Origin of the sequence: Rubinisphaera italica (assembly GCF_007859715.1) — a bacterium.
Taxonomy (GTDB): domain Bacteria; phylum Planctomycetota; class Planctomycetia; order Planctomycetales; family Planctomycetaceae; genus Rubinisphaera; species Rubinisphaera italica.
Map to the genome: position 1 here is coordinate 5,131,520 of NZ_SJPG01000001.1, position 22,011 is coordinate 5,153,530.

General features: G+C 49.1%; 15 protein-coding genes. 3 read left to right on the top strand and 12 right to left on the bottom strand.

The window, feature by feature from the left end:
* The first annotated feature begins 138 nt into the window (after positions 1-138).
* Positions 139-1,728: a methyltransferase regulatory domain-containing protein gene (locus tag Pan54_RS19555; RefSeq protein WP_146505086.1), complete on the top strand. Its 1,590-nt coding sequence runs from the start codon at positions 139-141 to the stop codon at positions 1,726-1,728.
* Between the two features lie 40 nt (positions 1,729-1,768).
* On the opposite strand, the gene Pan54_RS19560 is transcribed toward Pan54_RS19555, so the two are convergent.
* The 3 genes from Pan54_RS19560 to Pan54_RS19570 form a co-directional block, all read right to left on the bottom strand.
* Positions 1,769-2,893, bottom strand: a complete 1,125-nt coding sequence (locus Pan54_RS19560) for an LOG family protein (protein ID WP_146505087.1) — start codon at positions 2,891-2,893, stop codon at positions 1,769-1,771.
* A 106-nt stretch (positions 2,894-2,999) separates the two neighbouring features.
* Positions 3,000-3,617 carry an REP-associated tyrosine transposase gene (locus Pan54_RS19565; RefSeq protein ID WP_146505088.1) on the bottom strand — a complete coding sequence of 206 codons (618 nt, stop codon included), beginning with the start codon at positions 3,615-3,617 and terminating at the stop codon, positions 3,000-3,002.
* 108 nt (positions 3,618-3,725) lie between these two features.
* Positions 3,726-4,085, bottom strand: a complete 360-nt coding sequence (locus Pan54_RS19570) for an STAS domain-containing protein (protein ID WP_146505089.1) — start codon at positions 4,083-4,085, stop codon at positions 3,726-3,728.
* A 245-nt stretch (positions 4,086-4,330) separates the two neighbouring features.
* On the opposite strand from Pan54_RS19570, the gene Pan54_RS19575 reads away from it, so the two are divergent.
* Complete coding sequence (locus tag Pan54_RS19575) at positions 4,331-4,876, top strand: hypothetical protein (RefSeq protein ID WP_146505090.1); 546 nt, start codon at positions 4,331-4,333, stop codon at positions 4,874-4,876.
* On the opposite strand, the gene Pan54_RS19580 is transcribed toward Pan54_RS19575, so the two are convergent.
* Positions 4,866-6,548, bottom strand: a complete 1,683-nt coding sequence (locus tag Pan54_RS19580; RefSeq protein WP_146505091.1) for an RNA polymerase sigma factor — start codon at positions 6,546-6,548, stop codon at positions 4,866-4,868. The genes Pan54_RS19575 and Pan54_RS19580 overlap by 11 nt on opposite strands.
* Positions 6,549-6,920: 372 nt before the next feature.
* Between Pan54_RS19580 and Pan54_RS19585 the strand changes: the two genes are divergently transcribed.
* Complete coding sequence (locus Pan54_RS19585; RefSeq protein WP_146505092.1) at positions 6,921-12,014, top strand: PVC-type heme-binding CxxCH protein; 5,094 nt, start codon at positions 6,921-6,923, stop codon at positions 12,012-12,014.
* Positions 12,015-12,357: 343 nt separating this feature from the next.
* Here the strand turns inward: Pan54_RS19585 and Pan54_RS19590 are convergent, their stop codons facing one another.
* From Pan54_RS19590 to Pan54_RS19625, 8 genes are all read right to left on the bottom strand, one after another.
* On the bottom strand, positions 12,358-12,627 hold the full coding sequence (locus Pan54_RS19590; RefSeq protein ID WP_146505093.1) for a hypothetical protein: 270 nt from the start codon (positions 12,625-12,627) through the stop codon (positions 12,358-12,360).
* 196 nt (positions 12,628-12,823) lie between these two features.
* Entirely contained in the window at positions 12,824-13,603 is a 780-nt protein-coding gene (locus Pan54_RS19595) for a FliA/WhiG family RNA polymerase sigma factor (protein ID WP_146505094.1), read from the bottom strand.
* A 196-nt stretch (positions 13,604-13,799) separates the two neighbouring features.
* Positions 13,800-14,066, bottom strand: a complete 267-nt coding sequence (locus tag Pan54_RS19600; RefSeq protein WP_146505095.1) for a hypothetical protein — start codon at positions 14,064-14,066, stop codon at positions 13,800-13,802.
* Positions 14,067-14,328: 262 nt separating this feature from the next.
* Positions 14,329-15,234 carry a MinD/ParA family protein gene (locus Pan54_RS19605; RefSeq protein WP_146505096.1) on the bottom strand — a complete coding sequence of 302 codons (906 nt, stop codon included), beginning with the start codon at positions 15,232-15,234 and terminating at the stop codon, positions 14,329-14,331.
* Positions 15,235-15,447: 213 nt separating this feature from the next.
* Positions 15,448-16,764 (bottom strand): flagellar biosynthesis protein FlhF, encoded by a 1,317-nt coding sequence (flhF, locus tag Pan54_RS19610; protein ID WP_146505097.1) that lies wholly within the window; start codon positions 16,762-16,764, stop codon positions 15,448-15,450.
* 188 nt (positions 16,765-16,952) lie between these two features.
* The gene (gene flhA, locus Pan54_RS19615; RefSeq protein ID WP_146505098.1) at positions 16,953-19,112 is read right to left on the bottom strand and encodes a flagellar biosynthesis protein FlhA; all 2,160 of its coding nucleotides are present in this window, start codon (positions 19,110-19,112) and stop codon (positions 16,953-16,955) included.
* A 175-nt stretch (positions 19,113-19,287) separates the two neighbouring features.
* A complete protein-coding gene (gene ruvX, locus Pan54_RS19620; RefSeq protein WP_146506501.1) occupies positions 19,288-19,752 on the bottom strand; it encodes a Holliday junction resolvase RuvX in 465 nt (154 codons plus the stop codon).
* A 100-nt stretch (positions 19,753-19,852) separates the two neighbouring features.
* On the bottom strand, positions 19,853-21,538 hold the full coding sequence (locus tag Pan54_RS19625; RefSeq protein ID WP_146505099.1) for a GAF domain-containing protein: 1,686 nt from the start codon (positions 21,536-21,538) through the stop codon (positions 19,853-19,855).
* Positions 21,539-22,011 lie beyond the last annotated feature (473 nt).

Consider the following 22,011-nt stretch of genomic DNA (forward strand, 5'->3'; position numbering starts at 1 on the left):
GATTCCGATAATATTTGAACCAGCAAGGCACGAAGTCACGATGAGCGATCTGGTACAGTCGGACCTGCAGCTTTGTGTCTTTGCGTTGAAAACAAAATCAATACGCCCAACATCCCTCGACAGAATACGGCTTTCCCGATGTCAGCATCCGAGTCCATTGAGATCGAATACTCCTACGATCAACTTCCTTACGACAGCCATCCTTACGAGAAGACACATCCGGATCATCTGGCGACGATGGCGCGGATATTTGGCCTGGAGGCTCCCGATCCTGCTCAGTCCCGTGTGCTCGAAATTGGCTGTGCATCCGGAGGAAATCTGATTCCGATGGCGATTACGCTGCCGGAAAGTCAGTTTCTGGGGTTTGATCTTTCCCGCAAAGAACTGGAAGAAGGTCAGAAACTGATTGATCAACTCGGGTTGACTAATATTCGGCTCGAACATTGCGACATTCTGAATTTTGATCGGCCGGAGGAGACGTTCGATTACATCATCTGCCATGGTGTCTTTTCGTGGGTGCCAGCAGAGGCGCGTGCGAAGATTTTTCAGATCTGTCAGGAAACACTTTCGGAAAATGGCCTGGCTTATATCAGCTACAACACGTTTCCTGGCTGGTTTATGCGGGGGATGGTTCGACAGATGCTTTGTTTTCATGCCCGGCAATTTGATGATCCCAATACGCAGGTTGAGCAGGCCAGAGCGCTACTCGATTTTCTGAATCAGGCCGCGAGTAAATACGATCCGACGTATCACATGCTGCTGCAGCGGGAGCTGGAAATTGTTCGCAATCGGCAGAATTCCTATCTGTATCATGAACATCTTGAGCAGGACAATGAGCCGATGTTCTTTTATCAGTTTATGGAACAGGCCAACAAAGCCGGGCTGCGGTATTTGTGCGAAACTCAGTTCAGCGAAATGATCCCGAGTCAGTTCTCGCCTGAAGTCACACAAACTCTCAAGAAACTCAGTTCGGATATCATCCATGCCGAGCAGTATCTGGACTTTTTGCGAAACCGAACCTTCCGCAGAACACTGCTCTGTCGTAAGGATCGAGAATTGCAACGGGATTTAGGAGCGGATCAATTACGAGGAATGAAAATTCGCTCCTCTCTCAAATTGCCGCCGCTATCGATACCACTGGATCGCCCGGGCGATCTCGGCTTCACCAGCCCGGCTGGTTTAACGGCGACGATTTCCAGTCCACTCTTGAAGCAGGGGCTGGCGGCGATCTGTCAGAAATATCCGATTTATGTTCGCTTTGACGACCTGCCCGGATTGATCGCCTCGCAGGAAACTCCCACGATCCGGGACACCGCCAAGTTGAATCAGGATTATGAAGAACTCGCCTCGATGCTGTTACAGTTGTGGGGACAGGATCTGATCGAAATCCGTTCTTCTCCTGCTCGTCAGGCGATGTCCGTTCCGCAATCACCTCAAACCACTCCTCTCATTTTATCGCAACTGGAAAGCGGCGATTATGTAACCAACCTCAAGCATGAAATGATTCAATTGAATGATATGGATCGGCATCTTCTGCGTTGCCTCGATCGAGATGCAGCGGGACGCCGAGAGTACTTTCGCCAGCGCATTGAAGCGAAGGAACTCGTCGTTTCCACATTCGATGTGGAAGGAGCCTGCGAAATGGATGATGGTCAGTTAGATCAGTTGATTTCGCATGGCCTCAAACGACTCCTCGACCAGGCGTTGTTGTTGCCCGAAAAAAAGTGAACTACAGAAATCTCAGCACTGGAGTTTTGCGAAACTCAGGTCAGAACTCATCTGCAGACTCTCGTTTTTCATCAGACTTTTCACAATCTTCTGTCCCCAGTCGATCGTTTATTAAGTCAATCATCTGTCTCAAACGACCGACATCCCGACGATTGAAATGCAGGCGCAAACGCGGTAACTCGTGTAAATGTATTTCACTGGCTTCGACGGGATCGGCTGTCGTTTTGACGATCTTTCCCGTCTCGCAAATGGAGTGGAATTTTTCGTTGAGTTCTTCCATGAACTCGTCGCTCGGTTCCTCATGCAATCGGAGGACAAGATCGCCTTTCACGTATCGCATGCTGTGATAGACGCAATAGAATCGCATCACTTCTTCAACGGCGTCTTCAACATTATTGCATATGCAATAGAGCGAGGTGTCATCCGGGGAGGCCAAGCCGCGGTCGAGCAATTGCTCATGGACATACTTCTGCCAGCGCGACCAGTATTCATCTCCTGCATCTGAGATTAATACGATCGGCATGAGATCCCGTTTGCCGGTCTGCACGAGGGTTAATGTTTCGAAACATTCATCCTGTGTTCCGAAGCCTCCGGGAAATACAGCAATGGCATGCACTTCTTTGACGAACATCAGTTTTCGCGTAAAGAAGTATTTTAGATTGACCAGTTTGGGATCGCCCTCAATCACCGGATTGGCTGACTGTTCGAAGGGGAGCATAATATTGAGCCCCATCGACATATCGGTGCCGGCTCCTTCATGAGCCGCTTCCATGATCCCGCCGCCAGCTCCGGTGACAACAAACCAGTTCTCGGCAGCCATGCGCCGACCAAACTCGACCGCCATCTGATAATTGCAATCGTCATTCGGAGTTCGAGCAGAGCCAAATACTGTAATTTTACGATTGCGACGATAGGGCGTAAAAACTTTGAAAGCGTATCGCAGTTCCCGCAACGTTCGACTGAGTATCTTCAAATCGACGATCTTGGCTTTATCTGCCTCAAGCCTATCGGTCGTCTGACGGATTTCATCGAGTATCCGCTGTCTGGCCGCAGCATCCGAATCCGACTCGATCTCTGTCTCGAAGGATTCTTCGACATCCGGAATGACATCCTCTTCCGAATCGTTCGCATTGGCGTGCTTAAAATGTTTTGGTCGTTGAGACATCCTTGACTCCTGAGTTTTCATTCCGTTAGTTGTCAATAATAATATTCGGTGCCATGCTTGCATCGCGCAGCAGGGCAAGCATGATTCGTCGTTCCTCTCTCAATAATTACAGAGAGAATGGATTGATCAAGCCAGAATTGATACCCTCATCCTGCATCGTTAATTTCGGGAGAGATTGCTTATGAATTATTGTAGGCTGACGAGTCTCATTTCTCCAGATATTGAAACTGGACCAGTCCCAATCTTCTGGTCTCGAACACAAGTTTCGTCTTACGGGATTATTATGGACGTAGTGAATTTTTTCATGGATATCGCGAACTGATCTGAGATTTCGATCGTATCCTCCCCCGCGCTGCCAGAATCGATGGGAGATCTTACCGTCAGGTTGTCGGTCTTCCATTTTTCGAAGAAATTCCGGAGCGTGTGATTGAGTCCAGATGATCGCTTTTCGAGACACACTTTGTTTTATTGTTTTGAGGATTTTTGAAATCACAATATCTCGACGGGGGCAAAGAACAAGATGCACATGCTCGGGCATGATGACATAAGCCCAGAGATCAAACAGGTCCCGTTCTTGTGCCACCTGTAAGCTTTCAAGCATCCATATTCGGGATCGATCGCGATTGAGAAATGGTTTTCGCTGAAAACAGGAAAACGTCAGGAAGTGAGCATCCCCCGGAATGTCGTATCTGTGGCATTCTTTTCGATGTATCTCGGATGTCATTGAATTCCCTCAATAGAGAATAATTTTGACAACGAAAAAGGGACGTCGATTGCATGCTTGCCCTGCTGCGCGATGCAAGCATGGCACCAAGGGTGGTGTTGAGAAAAACTAACTGATGGCATCCATCGCTTCATCGCGGGTGTCGTAAATTGCCCAGAGGGTATCGAGAGCAGTGATGCGCAGAAGTTCGGCTGCCATTTCGCTGGCACCGCAGAGGACGAGTTCGCCCCCTTTGCTCTTCACAAATTTGTGGCATCGTAAAAGCAAAGCCAGAAAGACCGAGCCGAAGTAGCCGACTTCGCTCAAGTCGACAATCACGAGCGGAACTTCCTGGTCTCTCAGAGGAGCCATGATCAGGTCGGCGGCCTGCTCGATCAAGTCCCAGTTCATCGATTCAATATTGCTGGCTGGCGTGACGACTACCACATCCCCATGCCACTCCAGACGAAAGTCTTCCTGATTTGTCATCGTTGTCTATCTCAATTAATTAGGCGAACTTGTGAGAACTTATTAAAGAATGGACTGACTTCCCGATCGAAACGAGTATATTCTGTCTAATCTCATAAGAGAACCCTGCGATAAGATCCTGTCAAAAAGGAGGGGGATCGCGGTCGTTCTGAGCGGTTTATTGCCCTATCTGATTGAGATTCGGTGAGTCTTTCTCAATTTAATCTCTACACTCAGAAAAACAAATGCGTTTGCGGCAGGTATTTATGCTTCAAGGTAATATGCAAACGGTTCGCTGGCTGCTGATCGTGATGATGATCGCAGTCGCGCTCTCACTGATCGCGGTCTGGCTCCCCTCGGGCATCAAAAAGATCGGGCTGTTTTCCATCGCATTGGGAGCAGCATTGGGTTATCTCACATGCCATTTTGCGGGATCGAGACCAGAAAATATTTCTCGCTGGCAATTGATCGTTGTGGTTTTGCTGGCGGGTATGGCTGAAACGGGCCGTTCTGTCGAGTCTTATCGACAATTCCGAATGACAGAGGAGAAGAGACTGTCGAGAGAGTTGGAGGAACTGCCCGCTTTTGCTCAGGAGATGCGGCAGGAAATCCGTAGTCAGCACGAAGTTACGTTTCGTGATTATCTCACTCAAAAGTATTCCGCATTATCTCTAGGGAAATTTCCTTCGCTTATTGTCGCAATATTTATTCTCGAGGTCCTTCTGTCAATGGTCGGAGCATTCGGGGTCATTTGGCTTTTGAGAAGAAGAGTGCCAGCGAAGAATCTTACCGATGAGCAAATTACGGACTAATTGGAGTCTCGGCTAATTCCCGAACAAGCTGGTTGTGAAATTCTTCTATTTGTCGATGAACCCGCTCTGTCTGCTTGATGGCAAATTTTGAATTGTTCAGCTGAACGATCACTCCCATTCCTCCGACTTCCTCCCAGGAATCAGCGGCAATCAGAGATGTGAGCGTCTCTTCATAGTTATCGAGATTGGAGTGGGGGTATTCATAAAACCGGACAACCAAATGCTCCTCGGCTTCCATCAAGCTGACAATGGTCAGCATTTCGTTTTCGATAATGTAATCCAGATTCAGAGGTAACAGGATTGTATTGAGAGCACTTTCCAATGTGATTGGCTGCTTGCTGCTGAGGGTGATTGGTTCGTGTCGTGAAATTCCATCGCTACCCAGGCCGAAAGTAGTTGTACTTGCCAGGCTGTTGACATTAATGCGTATCGGAATGTTGTGAAACTCTGAAAAATAATCTAAGACTTCAGAAAGAGGAGTGTCAAGAAATTCCAGGAGCACATCTTCTTCCAGGACCTGTCGTATGGATTCCTCCCGTTTTTCTTTAACTGTTGGAGCAATCCTTTCTCCGACATTGAGATTTGAACTTGTGTCAGGGCTGTTTGTTACCGCCTTATCAAACTCAACAAACTCAACACCGGCTGCGTCGATATCGATCCCACTTTCTTCAAACACATGTGGAATTGGATAGTCCACCTTTACCGTTCGTTTTGAAGGAGTTGGATTTGCTTCCAGAAGTTGCTCCTTTTCTTCGTGTTCCTTATCGAAAATTGTGGAAATGACGAGAGAACTCTCTGTACTCTCTGTTGCAGGTTTCGAGCCGCCCGTTACGGTCCCTGGTCCTGTAAGGATTAAGGCCCCCAGGGCAATTCCGGCAATCATTCCCGTTGGACCCATCATTGTTTTCGTTAGCATGGTCGAACTCTCCCGGCAGTGTTGTAGGGTTTCGTAAATTCTGGAAGTCGTGGCCAAAGTGGATTGTTGCAGACAGTTTGAGCATGTCGCCTGAATCATCTCCGCTGCGACAGTGTTTGCTTTCCACTGTGTTCCCAGGAATGTGAGTGTCGAGACGAACGCGGGCAGACTGATTCCAGAACGAATCAATTTGACTTTCAATGCCTGCCGTCCTCTGCGAAGTAAACCTTCGATGGAACGAGTTGTCTTATTCAGCTTCGTGGCAATTTCCGAAATCGAATGATCTTCAAGATAAAAAAGTAATATTGGTTCTCGATACCGTTTGTCCAAAGAGGCGATTGCTGAATCGACTTGCTCGTTTCGATATCGCTGTGCGAATTCCTGGAACAGATCATGCCGACTGGCGGGTTGCTCCTGATGGATTTGTGTGGCTTGCTGTCGTTTCATTTTGCGAATTGAAACTGCTGTCCGATGAGCCACTCCATACAGCCAGCTTGATAAAGCGTGCAAATTTCGAATTTGATTTGCTTTTTCTGTCAGAATCAGAAATGTCGTTTGAAAGGCATCTTCGGCATCGACTCGTTGAATACTGGTACGCGAACAGACTTCATAAACCAATCCCGAGTAGCGCGTAATGAGCTCCGTTAAAGCGGCTTCGGATCCTGCTTCAATATACTGAAGCAGCAATTCTGAATCGCTGTTGTGATCGGAGATCTTGTCTGCAATATCAATTTCTGAGATAGGTTGCGAGTGCATAGCTGAGTGCTGTTTTTTAAGTAGAGATGTCTGTTACCTAATAGTGTCGAAACTCTGTGCAATCCCTCTTCGATTATTTAGAAATTCCAGAAAATTAGCAAAATAAATTTCATCGGATTGGCCATTGCATTCTTCAGAGGAAGAGTCTCACAGAAAAATTCGTGAGATGAGTGCCCGTATGAAGGGATTGGCTTCTGCCTGAATTCTGCAGAGTTTCTACAGGTGCATACTTTTCTCAAGCCCCTCCAGGTTGCTATAGTAACAGATCAACTTGTTTTCATGCGTGAGATGTGTGAAAATTTGAGAGATTGCACAAACCGCCACCCGCTCCTAAACCATCCAATAGTGTTCTTCAGTATCGAGGTTAGAATTATGAACCGATTGTCCGCCTGCGTTCTGACTCGCAGTCTCGCAATTTTGTTTCTGTTATCTGGGTTTGCGTGCTTGCAAACTGCCACCGTGAAAGCAGAATCTCCAGCGGGATTCAAACCGATTTTCAATGGCAAAGATTTGTCCGGCTGGTCGGGAGATGAGTCGTTCTGGAAAGTCGTTGATGGAACGATTGTCGCTGAGTCGACCGAAGAGCATCCCTGTAATCACAATACTTTTCTTCGCTGGTCGGCTGGAGAAGTTGATGATTTCGAATTGAAGCTTCAGTTTCGAATCAGCGGTTCGGAAACGGCTAACTCTGGAATTCAGTTTCGGTCTCAGGTTGAACCCGATGGGCATGTGGTTGGTTATCAGGCCGATATTGATCGAGCTGGAAAATGGCTCGGCTGCTTATATGACGAACGCGGTCGTGGACTTCTTGCCGCCCGCGGGGAGAGTAACGACGTAAAGTCCGAGAAGTCGATTGAAAAATTTCAAGTCGGGAATGCCGAGCAGATTCTGGATGGAGTCAACCTTGATGGCTGGAATGAGTATCACATCGTGGCCTGGGGAAATGAATTGACACTCTCAGTGAATGGCAAGAAATCCTGTTCCATTGTTGATTGGGACTCAGAAAATCGCGACTGGAAGGGTGTCCTCGCATTGCAGTTGCACTCTGGCCCTCCTATGAAAGTCGAATTTCGAAATATCGAACTCAAACGACTTCCCTTAACTGATCGCAAGAAAATTGTCTTTGTTGCAGGTAGTAAAAGTCACGGCTACTTTTCTCACGAACACAATGCTGGTTGCCTGTTAATGGCAGAGGCCCTCAATAAAGCTGGACTTCAATTGGAAACGGCTGTCTATCTCAACGGCTGGCCGACCGATGTCACCGCGTTTGATAATGCCGATACTGTTGTCTGCTATTGCGATGGGGGTGGACGGCACTTTCTGAATAATCACATTGATGAGTTCGATCAGGTGATGGAGCAGGGCGTTGGTCTGGTTTGTCTGCATTATGGGGTCGAAACTGTGATTGGTAAGGAAGGGGATCACTTCATCAAATGGATGGGAGGATTCTTTGAACCCGATTGGTCGGTCAATCCTCATTGGACTGCCAAGTTCGATCAATTCCCCAAACATCCGATTACGCAGGGCGTCCAGCCGTTCGAAATCAACGATGAGTGGTACTATCACATGCGGTTTGCAGAAGGCATGAAAGGGGTGACTCCCATCCTGACTGATATGCCTCCACGAGAAACTTTGAATCGTCCTGATGGGGCTCACAGTGGCAATCCCCATGTTCGCGAAGCGGTTCTGGTTCGTAAAGAACCTCAGCACGTTGCCTGGGCCTATGATCGAGCCAATGACGGCCGTGGCTTCGGATTTACGGGAGGTCACTTCCACAAAAACTGGCAGCAGGACGACTTCCGCAAACTAGTGTTGAATGCGATCTGCTGGACCGCTCATGTGGATATCCCGAAGTCGGGTGTTCCTTCTTCAACGCCAACCGTTGAAGAGCTGGAAAAGAATCAGGACGAAGAAAAACCAGCCAACTGGAAGCTGGATCCTGTTCCCTCTGCCTCAAAAAAAAAGTCTGAACCCAGCGGCAAAACCGTAAAAACGCCGTTATTCTCCAGTCCGTTAGTAACGGCCAGCACCGAAGGCCATGCCGTCAAAATCGATGTACCGATTCAAGGAACCGAGTTCCTTTATCTGGTTGTCAGCGATGGCGGTAATGGTTTCAGTTGTGACTGGGCCGATTGGGTTGAACCTCGCCTGACCGGACCAGAGGGTGAACTCAAGTTGACTGATCTCAACTGGATCTCAGCCGAGGCGGAATGGGGAGATGTCCGTAAGAATAGAAATGCGGGTGGTGGGGAACTGAAAGTGGCGGGTCAACCCGTCGCTTATGGGTTTGGTACGCACGCAAATTCTGTGATTGGTTTTCAGCTTCCCAAAGGACACAACTACGAACGCTTTCAGACCTTCGGTGGACTGGACAACGGGGGGACAAATCAAGGGGGCGGACAAACCAGCGTTCGATTTCATGTGTTCAACGGAAAACCAGAACCTGCATTTCTAGCGGCCCATCGAAGCGCCCCTGCTGCAGGGGGGGGCACTGCCAGTCATGAGTTGGACGATGCAATCAGTCAGTTGGATGTGGCCGACGGTTTACAGGCCAGCGTCTTTGCCGGTGAACCGTTCATGTACAACCCGACGAATATGGATATTGATAATCGGGGGCGTGTCTGGATTTGTGAAGTTATCAACTATCGTCAATTCCGCAATACCGACTCTGCAGAGCGTGTTGAAGGGGATCAGATCCTGATTCTCGAAGATACCGACGGCGATGGCAAAGCCGACAAGAAAACATCGTTTTATCAGGGCCGGGATATCGACTCGGCTCACGGCATTTGCGTGCTGGGAAATCAGGTGATCGTTTCTGCTGGTGAAAACGTTTTTGTTTTGACCGATGAAGATGGTGACGATCATGCCGATAAAAAAGAGATTCTCTTTACGGGCATCAGCGGCACTCAGCACGACCATGGCATTCATGCATTTGTCTTTGGACCGGATGGAAAACTGTATTTCAACTTCGGTAATGCCGGGAAGCAGGTCAAAGATAAGAACGGTCAGCCGATCGTCGACAAGCAGGGAAACTTGGTGAACGATTCCCGCAAGCCGTATCAGGAAGGGATGATCTTCCGCTGCAATCTGGATGGTTCGGATTTTGAAACGCTCGCCTGGAACTTCCGTAATAACTGGGAAGTTTGTGTCGATTCTTTTGGCACGATGTGGCAGAGTGATAATGACGATGATGGCAACCGTGGTGTGCGTATTAACTATGTGATGGAATATGGTAACTACGGATACAAAGACGAATTTACGGGAGCTGGCTGGCGGGATCCCCGAACGGGTTGGAGTGAAGAGATTCCTCTGCGTCACTGGCACCTGAACGATCCTGGTGTGATGCCCAACCTGCTGCAAACGGGAGCCGGATCTCCGACGGGAATTCTGATTTACGAAGGGAACCTGTTGCCAGAAGTTTTCCACAACGCACTCATCCACTCCGATGCAGGTCCCAACATTGTGCGAGCTTATCCTACGACGATTAACGGCGCTGGCTATTCTGCTGAAATGGTGAATATTCTTGATGGAGCACGCGATAACTGGTTCCGTCCGTCGGATGTATGTGTCGCCCCAGATGGTTCGCTGTTTGTCGCCGACTGGTACGATCCTGGCGTCGGTGGTCACCGGATGGCTGATGTCGAACATGGTCGAGTATTTCGACTGGCTCCGCCCGAGAATCATTACAAGATCGCTGTTATTGAATATGAATCCGTTAATGGTGCGATTGCTGCTTTACAAAGTCCAAATCAGGCAACTCGATATCTCGGCTGGAAAACTTTGCAGGCAGCCGGTCCGAAAGCAGAAACAGCATTGGCGAAAATGCTGGAATCGAATGTGCCCCAGTATCGGGCACGTGCTTTATGGGCACTTGGAAAACTCTCGATCGATAAATCGAGCAAGCTCAAATATCTCGAAATTGCATTGCAGGATGACAATCCCGATCTGCGGATTACTGCCATTCGACTGATGCGACAACTGCAGGGTGAAATTAACAAGCAGGATCTCGTCGATCTGTTGAATATTTTTGATGACTCCCCAGCTGTGCGTCGGGAAATGTTGATTGGATTACGAGATACGGACCTCCCGGAATCGGCTCAATACTGGACCGATCTGGCCACTCAGTATGATGGAAAAAATCGCTGGTATCTCGAAGCACTCGGCATTGCCGCCGAGAAACACTGGGACGAATATCTGGCAAGCTGGCTCGACCGAGTAGGTAACAATTGGAACTCCGATGCTGGTCGGGATATTATCTGGCGTTCCCGAGCCGATCAGACCGCTTCCTTGTTGTTGAAAATCATAGAAGAGCCTTCCACTCCGGCCGCGGAATTACCACGCTATTTTCGGGCACTCGATTTCTGCCCGAACGTCCCGCAGGATGCTTTGGCCAAAGTTGCATTCTCAAAACATGGTGAAGCAGGCCGAACCGATTTGATCGTTTCGGAATCGATTTCCCGTTTGAAGAATCTCAATTTTGATGCTCATCCGGAATATAAGCAGGCGCTAAATGAACTGCTGGCTACTCAGTCGGAATCGCAATCGTTTCTGACAATTGTCGACCGCTTCAATCTCGAAGAGCAATATCCAGAGTTAGTCAGTATTGCAACCAAGCATTCAGGAGAACAACTCGGCATCGATGCGGCTCGAATTCTGCTGAAAAAGAAGCAAGCCAAACTACTGCTTGATGGGTTACGAAATCAGAAGCCTCAAGATGCTGCAGCGCTGGCACGAGCATTGGGGCAAACTCAGGAGAACGCCGCTTCAGGTCCTCTACAAACTGTGATGACGGATGACGATGTCAACACATCGGTACGTCGAGCAGCCGCCAGTGCTTTGGGTTATACGCGAAAAGGAACAGTCGAAGTAATGAAATACGCGCAATCAGACAAGGCTCCCGGTTCTCTCAAGCAGGCGATTGCTGCAGTCATGCATGCGTCGACTTATAAAGATGTGAAGGAAGTTGCCAACGAACTATTCCCACTGCCACCTTCGAAAGATGCTAAGCCACTGCCACCACTTTCAGAACTGGCCAATCGCAAAGGGGATGTCAAATCCGGACGTGTCGTTTTCCATACAACGGGCACCTGTGCGAAGTGTCATCAGGTGAATGGTCAAGGCAAAGAAATTGGACCAGACCTATCCGAAATCGGCAAGAAGTTGAGCAAGCAGGCGATGTTCGAATCGATTCTTTATCCGTCCGCTGGCGTCAGTCACAATTATGAGACTTACACCGCTGTCACGTTTGACGGGAACATCATCACGGGATTGCTGATCAGTCAGACCGATGAAGAACTCTCACTGAAAAATGCCGATGGGTTTGTCAAAACAATTCCGGCTGACGATGTCGATGAACTCGTTAAGCAGGACATCTCGCTGATGCCTGCCGACTTGCAGAAAGTGATGAGTGAGGAGGAGCTGGTGAATGTGGTCGAGTTCATGATGACTTTGAAGAAGAAAGAGTAATCGATATGCAGGCTCAGCCTGACCTACGGCTCAAAACTTAACCCGAAGCGTCAGCGAGGGAACGGCGTCCGAATAATATTTCGGTGAAGTCCGATAATAAATAAGTTTCTGCTTGTTCCCACGGAGGACATCTTTTTGCATGAGATGACTTAACGACCTTGAAGATATAGATTGAACCCCATTGTAGATTGGTTGCCGTCCCCTCGCTGACGCTTCGGGTTAGGATTATACATGCATCATGTTGAGTGCCGTGGGGACGAGTGCTAGAACTTCTAGTAACTTCGCTTCGCTACGACCCCAGCCACCCGGACGTTCCCAAATCACCCGTCGGGTACAAGCTCAACTAATAAAGGCAAACTCTAATTCGACGTTTCAAATACTCGTCATGACAAAATTCTTTATACCACGGCCAGTGATCCTGCAGTACGATTGCTGGATAATAACAGGTCCGGTAAAGCGTTAAGTCTGGAGTTTCTCCAACACTGCAAGTCGTTGACTTTGCCAGCATTGGTCCGGCTGACCAGAAATAGAGTGTGAGACCACTGAGGACGACAATTGCTCCAAGCAACTGAGAGGATTCTAGAAAGCGTGATAGTTTTTCAATTCGATTCATGACCTTTGACCTTAGGGGTAGTTCGGTAACTGAAATTATTCATCAATACAAACTTAGTTTATGAATTGCATTGATGAATCCTTTTTGCCATGAATATTGGAATTTAAGGACTAACCCATCAATCACAAAAAAAGAGGAACGATTCGATTGAATCGTTCCTCTTTTTATTTCGGCCCGCTAGTGAAAACTCTTAGACTTACGCAAACTCAGGTCGGCGTTGTCGGAGTTGTTCTTTCAAGCGATTGACGATGCTCGAATGCATCTGGCTGACGCGGGACTCGGAGAGTCCGAGAGTCGTGCCGATTTCTTTCATCGTCAGTTCTTCGTAGTAATAGAGAATCATGATGAGCCGCTCGTTGCGGTTCAAGCCTTTGGTGACCAGTTTCATGATGTCGCGCTTCTGGATGCCAGTGGTGGGGTCTTCTCCCTTGCCATCTTCCAGAACATCGACTTCACGAACGTCTTTGTAGCTATCTGTTTCGTACCACTTTTTATTCAAGCTGACGAGATTGATGGCGGAAGCGTCGGATTTCATCTTGTCGAATTCTTCCATCGGAAGTTCGAGTTTGGCAGCGATTTCTTTGTCCGTCGGTGGGCGGCCATGTTTGGCTTCAACGGCTTTGCGGGCCGCTTCCAGCTTACTCGCTTTGCTGCGAACCAGGCGAGGCACCCAGTCCATCGATCGCAGTTCATCGAGCATGGCTCCACGAATACGTGGAACACAGTAGGTTTCAAACTTCACGCCCCGGCTCATGTCGAATGCATCAATTGCATCCATCAGACCGAAAACGCCAGCCGACATCAGGTCGTTCATATCGACCCCTTCCGGCAGTTTCGCCCAAACGCGTTCTGCGTTGAAACGAACTAAAGGAAGGTAACGCTCGATCAAACGATTTCGCAGACGCTGGTTCGTTTGATCTTTTTTATAAGTCACCCAGATTTCCTGGATTTCTTCTGGTGATAGTTTAGTCGCCATTGACTCCTCCATAGAGTGTCTCGTTGTTGCCTCGCGGCTGCTGAGTCCATTCAGAGACGGTTGCCCGGATTGGATGATGGATAACCATCAAGTAACAGTGATAACTGAAGACCTGTATGCTTTTGGCATTCCTTGTTTCAGCTCTATTTACTCAGCACTTCTTGCACGGTCCTGGTCGCAGACCGGCCGACAGATCTTATTGACCTGTCGAACTGGCGGGTGACTTCGAGCCGGACAATTCGGCTTCACGAAGTTCAATTGAAGCAGCCAGTTCGCGGGCGGCAAGTTCTTCCATCATGTGGCGACTGATTTCTCCCAGGGCAAAACCGATGCCAAAAAAGATCAATCCCAAAATTGCTGAAGAAGTTAATCCGTCCGTGAAGGTGACTTGTTCGCAGGCACTCCGGATGAGAGTAGCCGCAAACACAAGTGAACCAAGGTGAAACGCAAATTGAAGTGCCATAATCCGATTCCGCTGGCATGAGGTTGGGCTGCTCGAATACTCTGTAGTTATTCCAGAGCTCAAACCGCACTTCTTAAGAATCGGCTATTCAAGGGGTGAGAATTCAGTCCTTTCCGTGTAAATTCTTTAATCGTTAAACTTTGACAATTGAAAAAAAGTAAAAAAGAGATTGAGTGATTCAGCCCTGGAAGGACTAAAAGATTGATCAGGAATTGATCGGGAGAGAAAAAGAGAGGGGGAAGTGAGGGGAAACGTGGTGGGTTTAAGCAGCTGCGATTGGTTTGGGAAACAGACGTGTCACAAACGGTTGCACAGCCGCAGGAAGGTAAGTGTTTGATTGTGCCGCCAACAGACGCCCCAGTTGTGAAATTGCTTCACAGGCAGGAGATTGAGCGTCCATCATCATGGCGGGCTTTCTGGTTGCGATGGAACGACGAATGGTTTCGTCGTTCGGCACACAGCCGAGGATTTGTACGTCGGTCTGCAAAAATTGTCGAGAGGTCTTTTTCAAATTTGTAATGACCTGTTGAGCATCGCGAACCGCACAGCGATTCAATACGACACGCACATCAGCCAATTGACTGGAATGATAGATTTTTAAAGCTGCATAGGTGTCTGCAAGCGATGTTGTTTCAAGTGTCGAGAGCAACAAAACAGTGTCTGCACTTATTGCAAACTGACGTGTTCCATGATGAATGCCGGTGCCGCAATCGAGGATTAAATAATCAAAATCGTGGTCGAGTTCTGCCAGTTGTTGCAATAGTTGACTCCGATCGCCTTGTGCGGTGTCTGCAAGTTCGACAAGACCACTCGCACCAGGCAGTATTGAAATTCCTGCAGGGCCATCCAACATAATTTCGCTCAGCGATCGGGAACCACTCAACACATGCGACAGATTCCAGTAGCCATTGAGGCCACACATCAAATCGAGATTGCCAAGCCCCAGATCCGCATCAAACAGACAGACTCGTTTGTCCTGGTTCGCCAGTGCGATTGCCAGATTAAGTGCAACCACCGATTTTCCCACGCCACCTTTTCCGCTAGTCACGGCAATGGTCCGAGCCGAACGATTTCTGGTGATCTTGTTCGACTCGCGAGGACGTGTCTCCTGAGAGCGTTGAATCAACTCTCGGAGTTCAGTGGCCTGATCGTGATAATTTGTTGTCATGCGACTCTTCCATCCTGGAGAGATCTATTTTGTAAATATCTTAGGTCATTTCAATCCCCTCTCCCTCTGGGAGAGGGGTAGGGTGAGGGGATGCGTTTTATTTTTTAATGCTCGTCGAAGGAATCCCCTCATCCGGCCTTTGGTCACCTTCTCCCCAAGGAGAAGGAAGCAAAACCGTTCCCGAAGGAGTAGGATAGCAAACAAACTCATTCATCAACTTAAATTTTCCTGCCCGAGTATCAACCTCGTCGCCCGAGTCGGTTGAGCGGGTTCAATATCCTTAGGCACATTTTGTCCTGTTGTCAGATAACTCAGAGGCAGGCCAAGTTTGCTGGTGATATTTAAAATCGCTCCGAGGCCTGGAGCTTCATCGAGTTTTGTCAGGATGACGGAGGTCAATCCGACCGATTTGAATTGTTCGGCTGTCGTTCGTAAATGTCGATAACCAGTGGTCGCACTCAAAACAAGATGCACATCATCGACCACAATATCTCCGAGAACGGCTTTAAGTTCCTGCAGCTTGACTTCATCACGAGGACTGCGCCCCGCAGTATCGATGAGAATAAGGTCCATGCCTGCAAATTCTGCAACGGCCTGTTTCATTTCCACTGCAGTGGAGACCACTTTCATCGGCAGGTCGATAATTTCCGCGTATGTTCGTAACTGATCGACGGCTGCAATGCGATAGGTGTCGACTGTAATCAGCCCCATGCGCACGTTATCTCGCAGTCGAAAATTAGCAGCCAGCTTGGCGATTGTGGTTGTCTTTCCGACTCCTGTTGGTCCGACCATCGCGACAATTTTCTGTTGTCCTGGTTTCGTTTCGATTGGCCCGCGACATTGAATAGAGGCTTCGATCATCGCGAATAGCTGTCGTCGAAGCCCTTCGCTATCCGACAATTCATTCACGCCGCTGCGATGCTTGAGTCGTCCAATCAGTTCACGAGCAACGGATTCCTCCACCTCGGCATCAATCAACTCGGTGAAGAGCGAAAACAGCTCGGGTGGAATGTCGGTCGACATGCCCGTGCGAACCTGGCTGGTCAGTTGTTCGACCATTGCCTGCAGGGAATCGATGCGTTCTTTGAAGAGGGATTCGAGCTTTTGTGATTCTGAGAGTTCGGGACTTGGGTTTGGGGTTTCGGGGTTCGGGGTTGCTGGCGGGGCCGGTTCAGAATTTATGGGTTCATTTCTTGGGAGACGCGATTCGACTATCGGAAGTCTGGATTCCTGAACGGGGAGAGTGGCTTTTCGATTGTAGGCAGACAGATCGGGTGCTGGTGTTTCTTCTGATTGTTCCCGCGTGGAGGATGTTGATTTTACAGCAGCAACTGGTTGAGGTCGTTCGCGTTTTTTCTGTTCGAGGACGGCGACGATTTCGGTGACAATTCGATCTTTCTGCCAGGGAAGTCGCGAGTGAATGGGAACCTGCCTTGTGTGCAGAATCAAAGCGTCAGGCCCCAGATCTTCGCGAACCTGTAGCAGTGCCTGCTGCATTGTTTCTGCCCGGTAAGTTCTGAAGTCTGGCATGGAATTATCCTATGTTGTTTTTGTCAGCTGCTTGTTCCCAAGGTCCTCCATGGGAACACCAGGGGTTGAAGCTCAGCTTCAAGTCGTTGTGGAATCGAATGTTGATAACCCCAAGCGGAGCTTCGGATCAGTGCGTTCCCAAGGAGGACCCTGGGAACGAGTTGCAATGAATTGAGGGAGTTAATTAATCATGTCACTTGAGATCGTGGAGAATTCTGACTGGATTTTGGTGAAGGAGGTTTGTGAGGAGAGGATTGTGGTAGCACACTTGCACTGACATGCCCAAAGGCTTCCACCTGTGTGTCTCTGGTAATTTCATTCAGGCTCATGACGACCAGTTTTGGGAGTTCCGAAGAGGTGATTTGTTTCAGACCGGCGCGAATCTGTGGTGTGCAGATCACAACAGGAGGATGTCCGGTGCGGACCAGTTTTTCGAGTTGGTCTGCCAGCCCACGATTGATTGCTTCGCAGGTAGGTGTGGAAAGTTTGACAGTCAGACCACGTTCTCCGAATTCGATACCAGAGACCAATATATCTTCAAGAGCCGGGTCGAGTGTCACCACATGTAACACGCGATTGGAATCGCGATATTGCTGACAGATGGTGCGGGATAATCGGTGTCGAACGTATTCGGTCAGAATGCCCAGGTCTTTCGTTTTGTCGGCATAGTCGGAAAGGGTTTCCAGAATTGTTTCCAGGTCTCGAACAGGCACACGTTCGTTGAGAAGTTTCTCGAGCACCTGATGAACCTGTGAAGCTTTCAGAACATCGGGAACCAGATCTTCAACCACTTTGGGGGAATGTTCTTTGAGATGATCCAATAATTCGTGAACCTGTTGTCGGGAGAGCAGTTCGCCGGAATGATCGCGGACGACTTCTGTCAGATGAGTCACTAAGACAGCCGTCGGTTCGACGACGCTGTATCCCATCATTTCTGCTCGTTCCCGATAATGTGCTTCAATCCATTTGGCCGGACGACCGAAGGCTGGTTCAATCGTATCGATTCCGGAAATCTCGCCGTTGGCCATGCCTGTGTTGATCGCCAGTAATCGATCGGGATGAATCTCACCCCAGGCAACGGGAACGCTGCGAATCTTGACTTGATAATCCTTTTGTTTCAGCCGCATGTTATCGCGAATTCGCACCTTCGGCATGATGATGCCCAGGTCCTGTGCGATACGATTTCTAACTCGGGTGACACGATCCAGTAAATCGCCGCCGCGAGAAGGATCGGCCAGTTGCAGGAGTGCAATGCCCAGGTCGAGTTCCATCGGATCGACCTGCAGGTGATCTTCGGGAGTTGGAGCAGGGGGTGGTTCCTGTTCTTTTTTCTCCTGAGCGGCTTCGCTCTGATGAACTTTTTGCAGATTCGTTTGCTGTAGAATGAATCCGATCGTCGCACATCCCAGCCCGAGTGCCCACATCGGAGCAGCGGGAAGTCCGGTGAAGGAGAGGGAAATCAGAAATAAGGCTGCCAGATACATCGCCACCGGATGCCGGAACAACTGGCTGACCACATCCGTCGGCAGATTACTGTCGACACTTGTACGAGTCACAATCAAACCAGCGGCCAGAGAAATCAGAAAGGCAGGGACCTGAGTGACCAGTCCATCACCAATCGTCAATGTCGTGAAGACATTGATCGCATCCATGAAGGGCATCCCCTCCTGAACCATGCCGATGTACAAACCGCCGGCAATGTTGATCAGCGTAATCACAATACTCGCAATGGAATCGCCACGAACGAATTTACTGGCACCATCCATGGCCCCATAGAAATCGGCTTGCTGAGAGATGATATCGCGACGTTCTTTGGCTTGTTCGGAAGTAATCAGTCCGGCATTCAGATCGGCATCAATCGCCATCTGCTTGCCCGGCATTCCGTCCAAGGCAAATCGGGCACCCACTTCACTGATACGGGTGGCCCCTTTGGTGATGACCAGAAACTGAATCGCAACCAGAATTACGAAGATAATCACACCAATAGCCGGCGAACCACCAGCTACGAATTCACCAAATGCCTGAATCACACCACCCGCAGCTTCGGTACCGCGGGTCGATGCCCCGGTCAGAATCAACCGGGTGGAAGCAACATTGAGGACCAGTCGAGAGAGTGTAGTGCCGAGTAGAAGAGCCGGAAAAACGCTAAATTCGAGAGGGTTTCGCACGTGTATGGTGGTCAGCAGTATGATGACTGCGAGCGTGATGTTACAGGCCAGTAACATATCCATCATGATCGGTGGCAGCGGGGCCACGATCACCAGGACTGATGTCATAATCAGTACTGGAAAGATCAGACTCAGATTGCGTTGCAGGAAATTCTGCAACGATCCCGAAGTCTCGTTCATGCGTAGGGACTCCAAATTTGCGGGGTGCAAATTGAAATTAGGAAAGGAATTGTGATTGGGAATTATTTTGCTCGCGGGAAGGAATTCTGCGAGCGATCGGATAGGTTTGAGAAGCGAGTGATATTGGAAACTGCTCGCGGGTGTCCAGATAAATTTTTAAGATTTGCTAAAGAACTCAGTTGTAGATAGCCGAAGGGGCTGCAAAACGGTCGGGAGCGTCCAGAAATGATTGAAGCATGACTTGGGCAGCCAGCATGTCCAGCCGGGATTTCTGCTTCGACTTCGACATCCCGAATTCTCGTAAGTGGTGCTGTGCCAACGAGGTAGTGAAACGCTCGTCCCAGTAAATCACCGGAAGTTCGCTGATCGAACCGAGCCAGTCGCCGAATTGACGAGCCATTTTTGCCTTCTCGCCTTCGTCTCCAGACATATGAACAGGTAGTCCGACGACCAAACCCTTAATGCGATATTCTTTGCAGATCTTACAGAACGTATTGGACTCCTGGGCAGGTTGCGACCTTTGCATAGTTTCCAGCGGAGAAGAAATCGACTGATCGGGCGTCGAAATGGCGATTCCAACCCGCTTGGTACCAAAATCGATCCCCAATAAGGCCCCTTCACTGGGAAAATCCTGAGACATGAACGAGACCTTTTGAAAACGGGAAAGCGGAAAACGGAGAGCCGGTCGTATTAAAGCGTGTTTTTTGCCCCTCGGCTTTCCGTCTTCCGCTTTCAAGAGATTATTCCGAAGGGTTTGAATTCGTCACCACGGCCGCTTCCACCTCATTGACGAGTTGATCGAGTCGGAACGGTTTATAGAGGACTGATTTGAGTCCCATTTGTCGGGCTTTGACGATGCAGTGGTTCGGGTCGTAGCCGAAACCGGTCATCAATATGACGGGGAGATCGTCATAGATTTCCCGGAGCTTGCAGAAGCATTCGAACCCGGTCATATCATCGAGTCGAATATCGACAATGACGGCATCATAGAGTGAACTTTTCACCAGACGACAGGCTTCGCCACCATCGTGAGCGGTTTCGACCTGACACCCAAAGCGTCCCAGCAACTCATGGGCGGCTCGTCGAACGGATTCGTCGGAATCGACAACAAGAATGCGTTTGTCCCGCAATTGAGGACGATCATCCTTCGGTTTATAGCGGGGGTGGGCTCCATCGGGTGTGATCGTATCTCCCACTTCGCGAATTCTCTGCTTGATATCGCGGGTATGCTTGAGAATTTGACGCAATCGATCGGCGACATTGGGCTCATGGCCGATGTATCGCTCGAGAATCCAGGCAGCATCGTTCAGGATCTCATCAACTGGGGTGGCGACCTGCTGCAGGATTTTCTGTGTACTTTGGTTAACGGTCGCCGCTTTTTCGATTGCCAATAAATCCAAGGTGTTCAAAGCGACCGCAACTTCCCGGCTGAACAGTTCTAAAAACTGCAAATCGTTTTCGTCAAAGGCGTGATCGAGTGGGCTTTCCACATTGAAAGTTCCCAGAACTTCATCATGCAGAATCAGCGGGACGGTCATCGAACTTTTTGCACCGGGAGCACCAGGCAAATACAGGGGGTCGTTCGTGATGTCATCGCACAGATAACTTTTCCCAGAAGCAGCCACAAAGCCAGTGACACCGTTATTTTTGGCATCTGCAAACAACTTTCGCTCGGCGGCCACTTCCTGCATTCCCATCGCCAGCAGGGGACGTAGCTGGGTGGAATTTTTATCGATGAGTCGAATTTCAACCGTTTCAAATTCGAGTAAATCGTTTGTGTAATGCAGAATTTTCGATTTGAGCAGCTCAATTCGCTCATCGACCGTCAGTTCGATCATTTCCTGAGGCGACAAATCACCCAGTTCGAGACCAGCCTGATAAATGGCGTTTAACTTCTGCCGCTGAAATGTCGCTGTCGTCGTATTGCGGACACAGGCCAGAAACTGTTCGACACTTCCATTTTCATCGAAAAAGACCGGAGCGACCCGAACTTCAAAATACTGCTTGTCCTCTAACTTGAGAGTGCTAGTCCGCATTTCGCCGGAGAGTCGACAGCTTTCGATCGGGCAGAGTTGATGGTCGAGTAGTTCGACATCGCCAAACATATCGTAGAAAGAAGGTTCGACATTAATCTGCGGAGCATCGAGCATTTTGATGAGCGGGGTATTACACCAGAGGATTTTCTGATCTTTATCGAGCAGAGCCAGTCCATCGGTAAAGCTGGATGCAATATTGAGGACATGGATGAGCGACTCACTCGCTTCACTATTGTCGTGAGGCACGACCAGACCAGAGATTTTGTCTTCCCGCCAGAGCCGGGCGACTTCCTGCAGCGAATCCTCACAGACTTTCAGAGTGCTCGCGTCTCCGGGAAACGCGAGGACTTCTTCATTGGAAGTCAGGAACAGGATCTTAGGCTCGTCCATCACAGGAAGTCGTTACTCACTTTTCACAGCAGATTTCGGCCATCGCCGCCTCCACTCACCTGACTCACCAAAGCAATTGACACACTTAGTCACAGTTTCGAAACATCTTAACCCGAAGCGTCAGCGAGGGGACGACTTCCAATCAAAATTTCGGTCAAACTCAAATCATGAAATCACTTAGTGTCATTTCCAGATAAAAAACGAATTTCATAGAGAATCAGCTTCCTGCCAAAAATCGCGTCCCCCTCGCTGACGCTTCGGGCTAAGAAACTCTCTTCTTTGAATTCTGCTTCGCAACATCTTTATTCATACTATTATATAGTCAATCTGATACAAGAGACAAAGCAGCTGAGAAGTGGATTGAGAAAAAACGCGGCATCTGTCCCTGCAAGAGTTCTCCATTTTCGCTACAGCCTCGGATGCAGTCCCCTCGGTAACCCGATACAATGCCCGCGTTATCAACCCGAATTCAT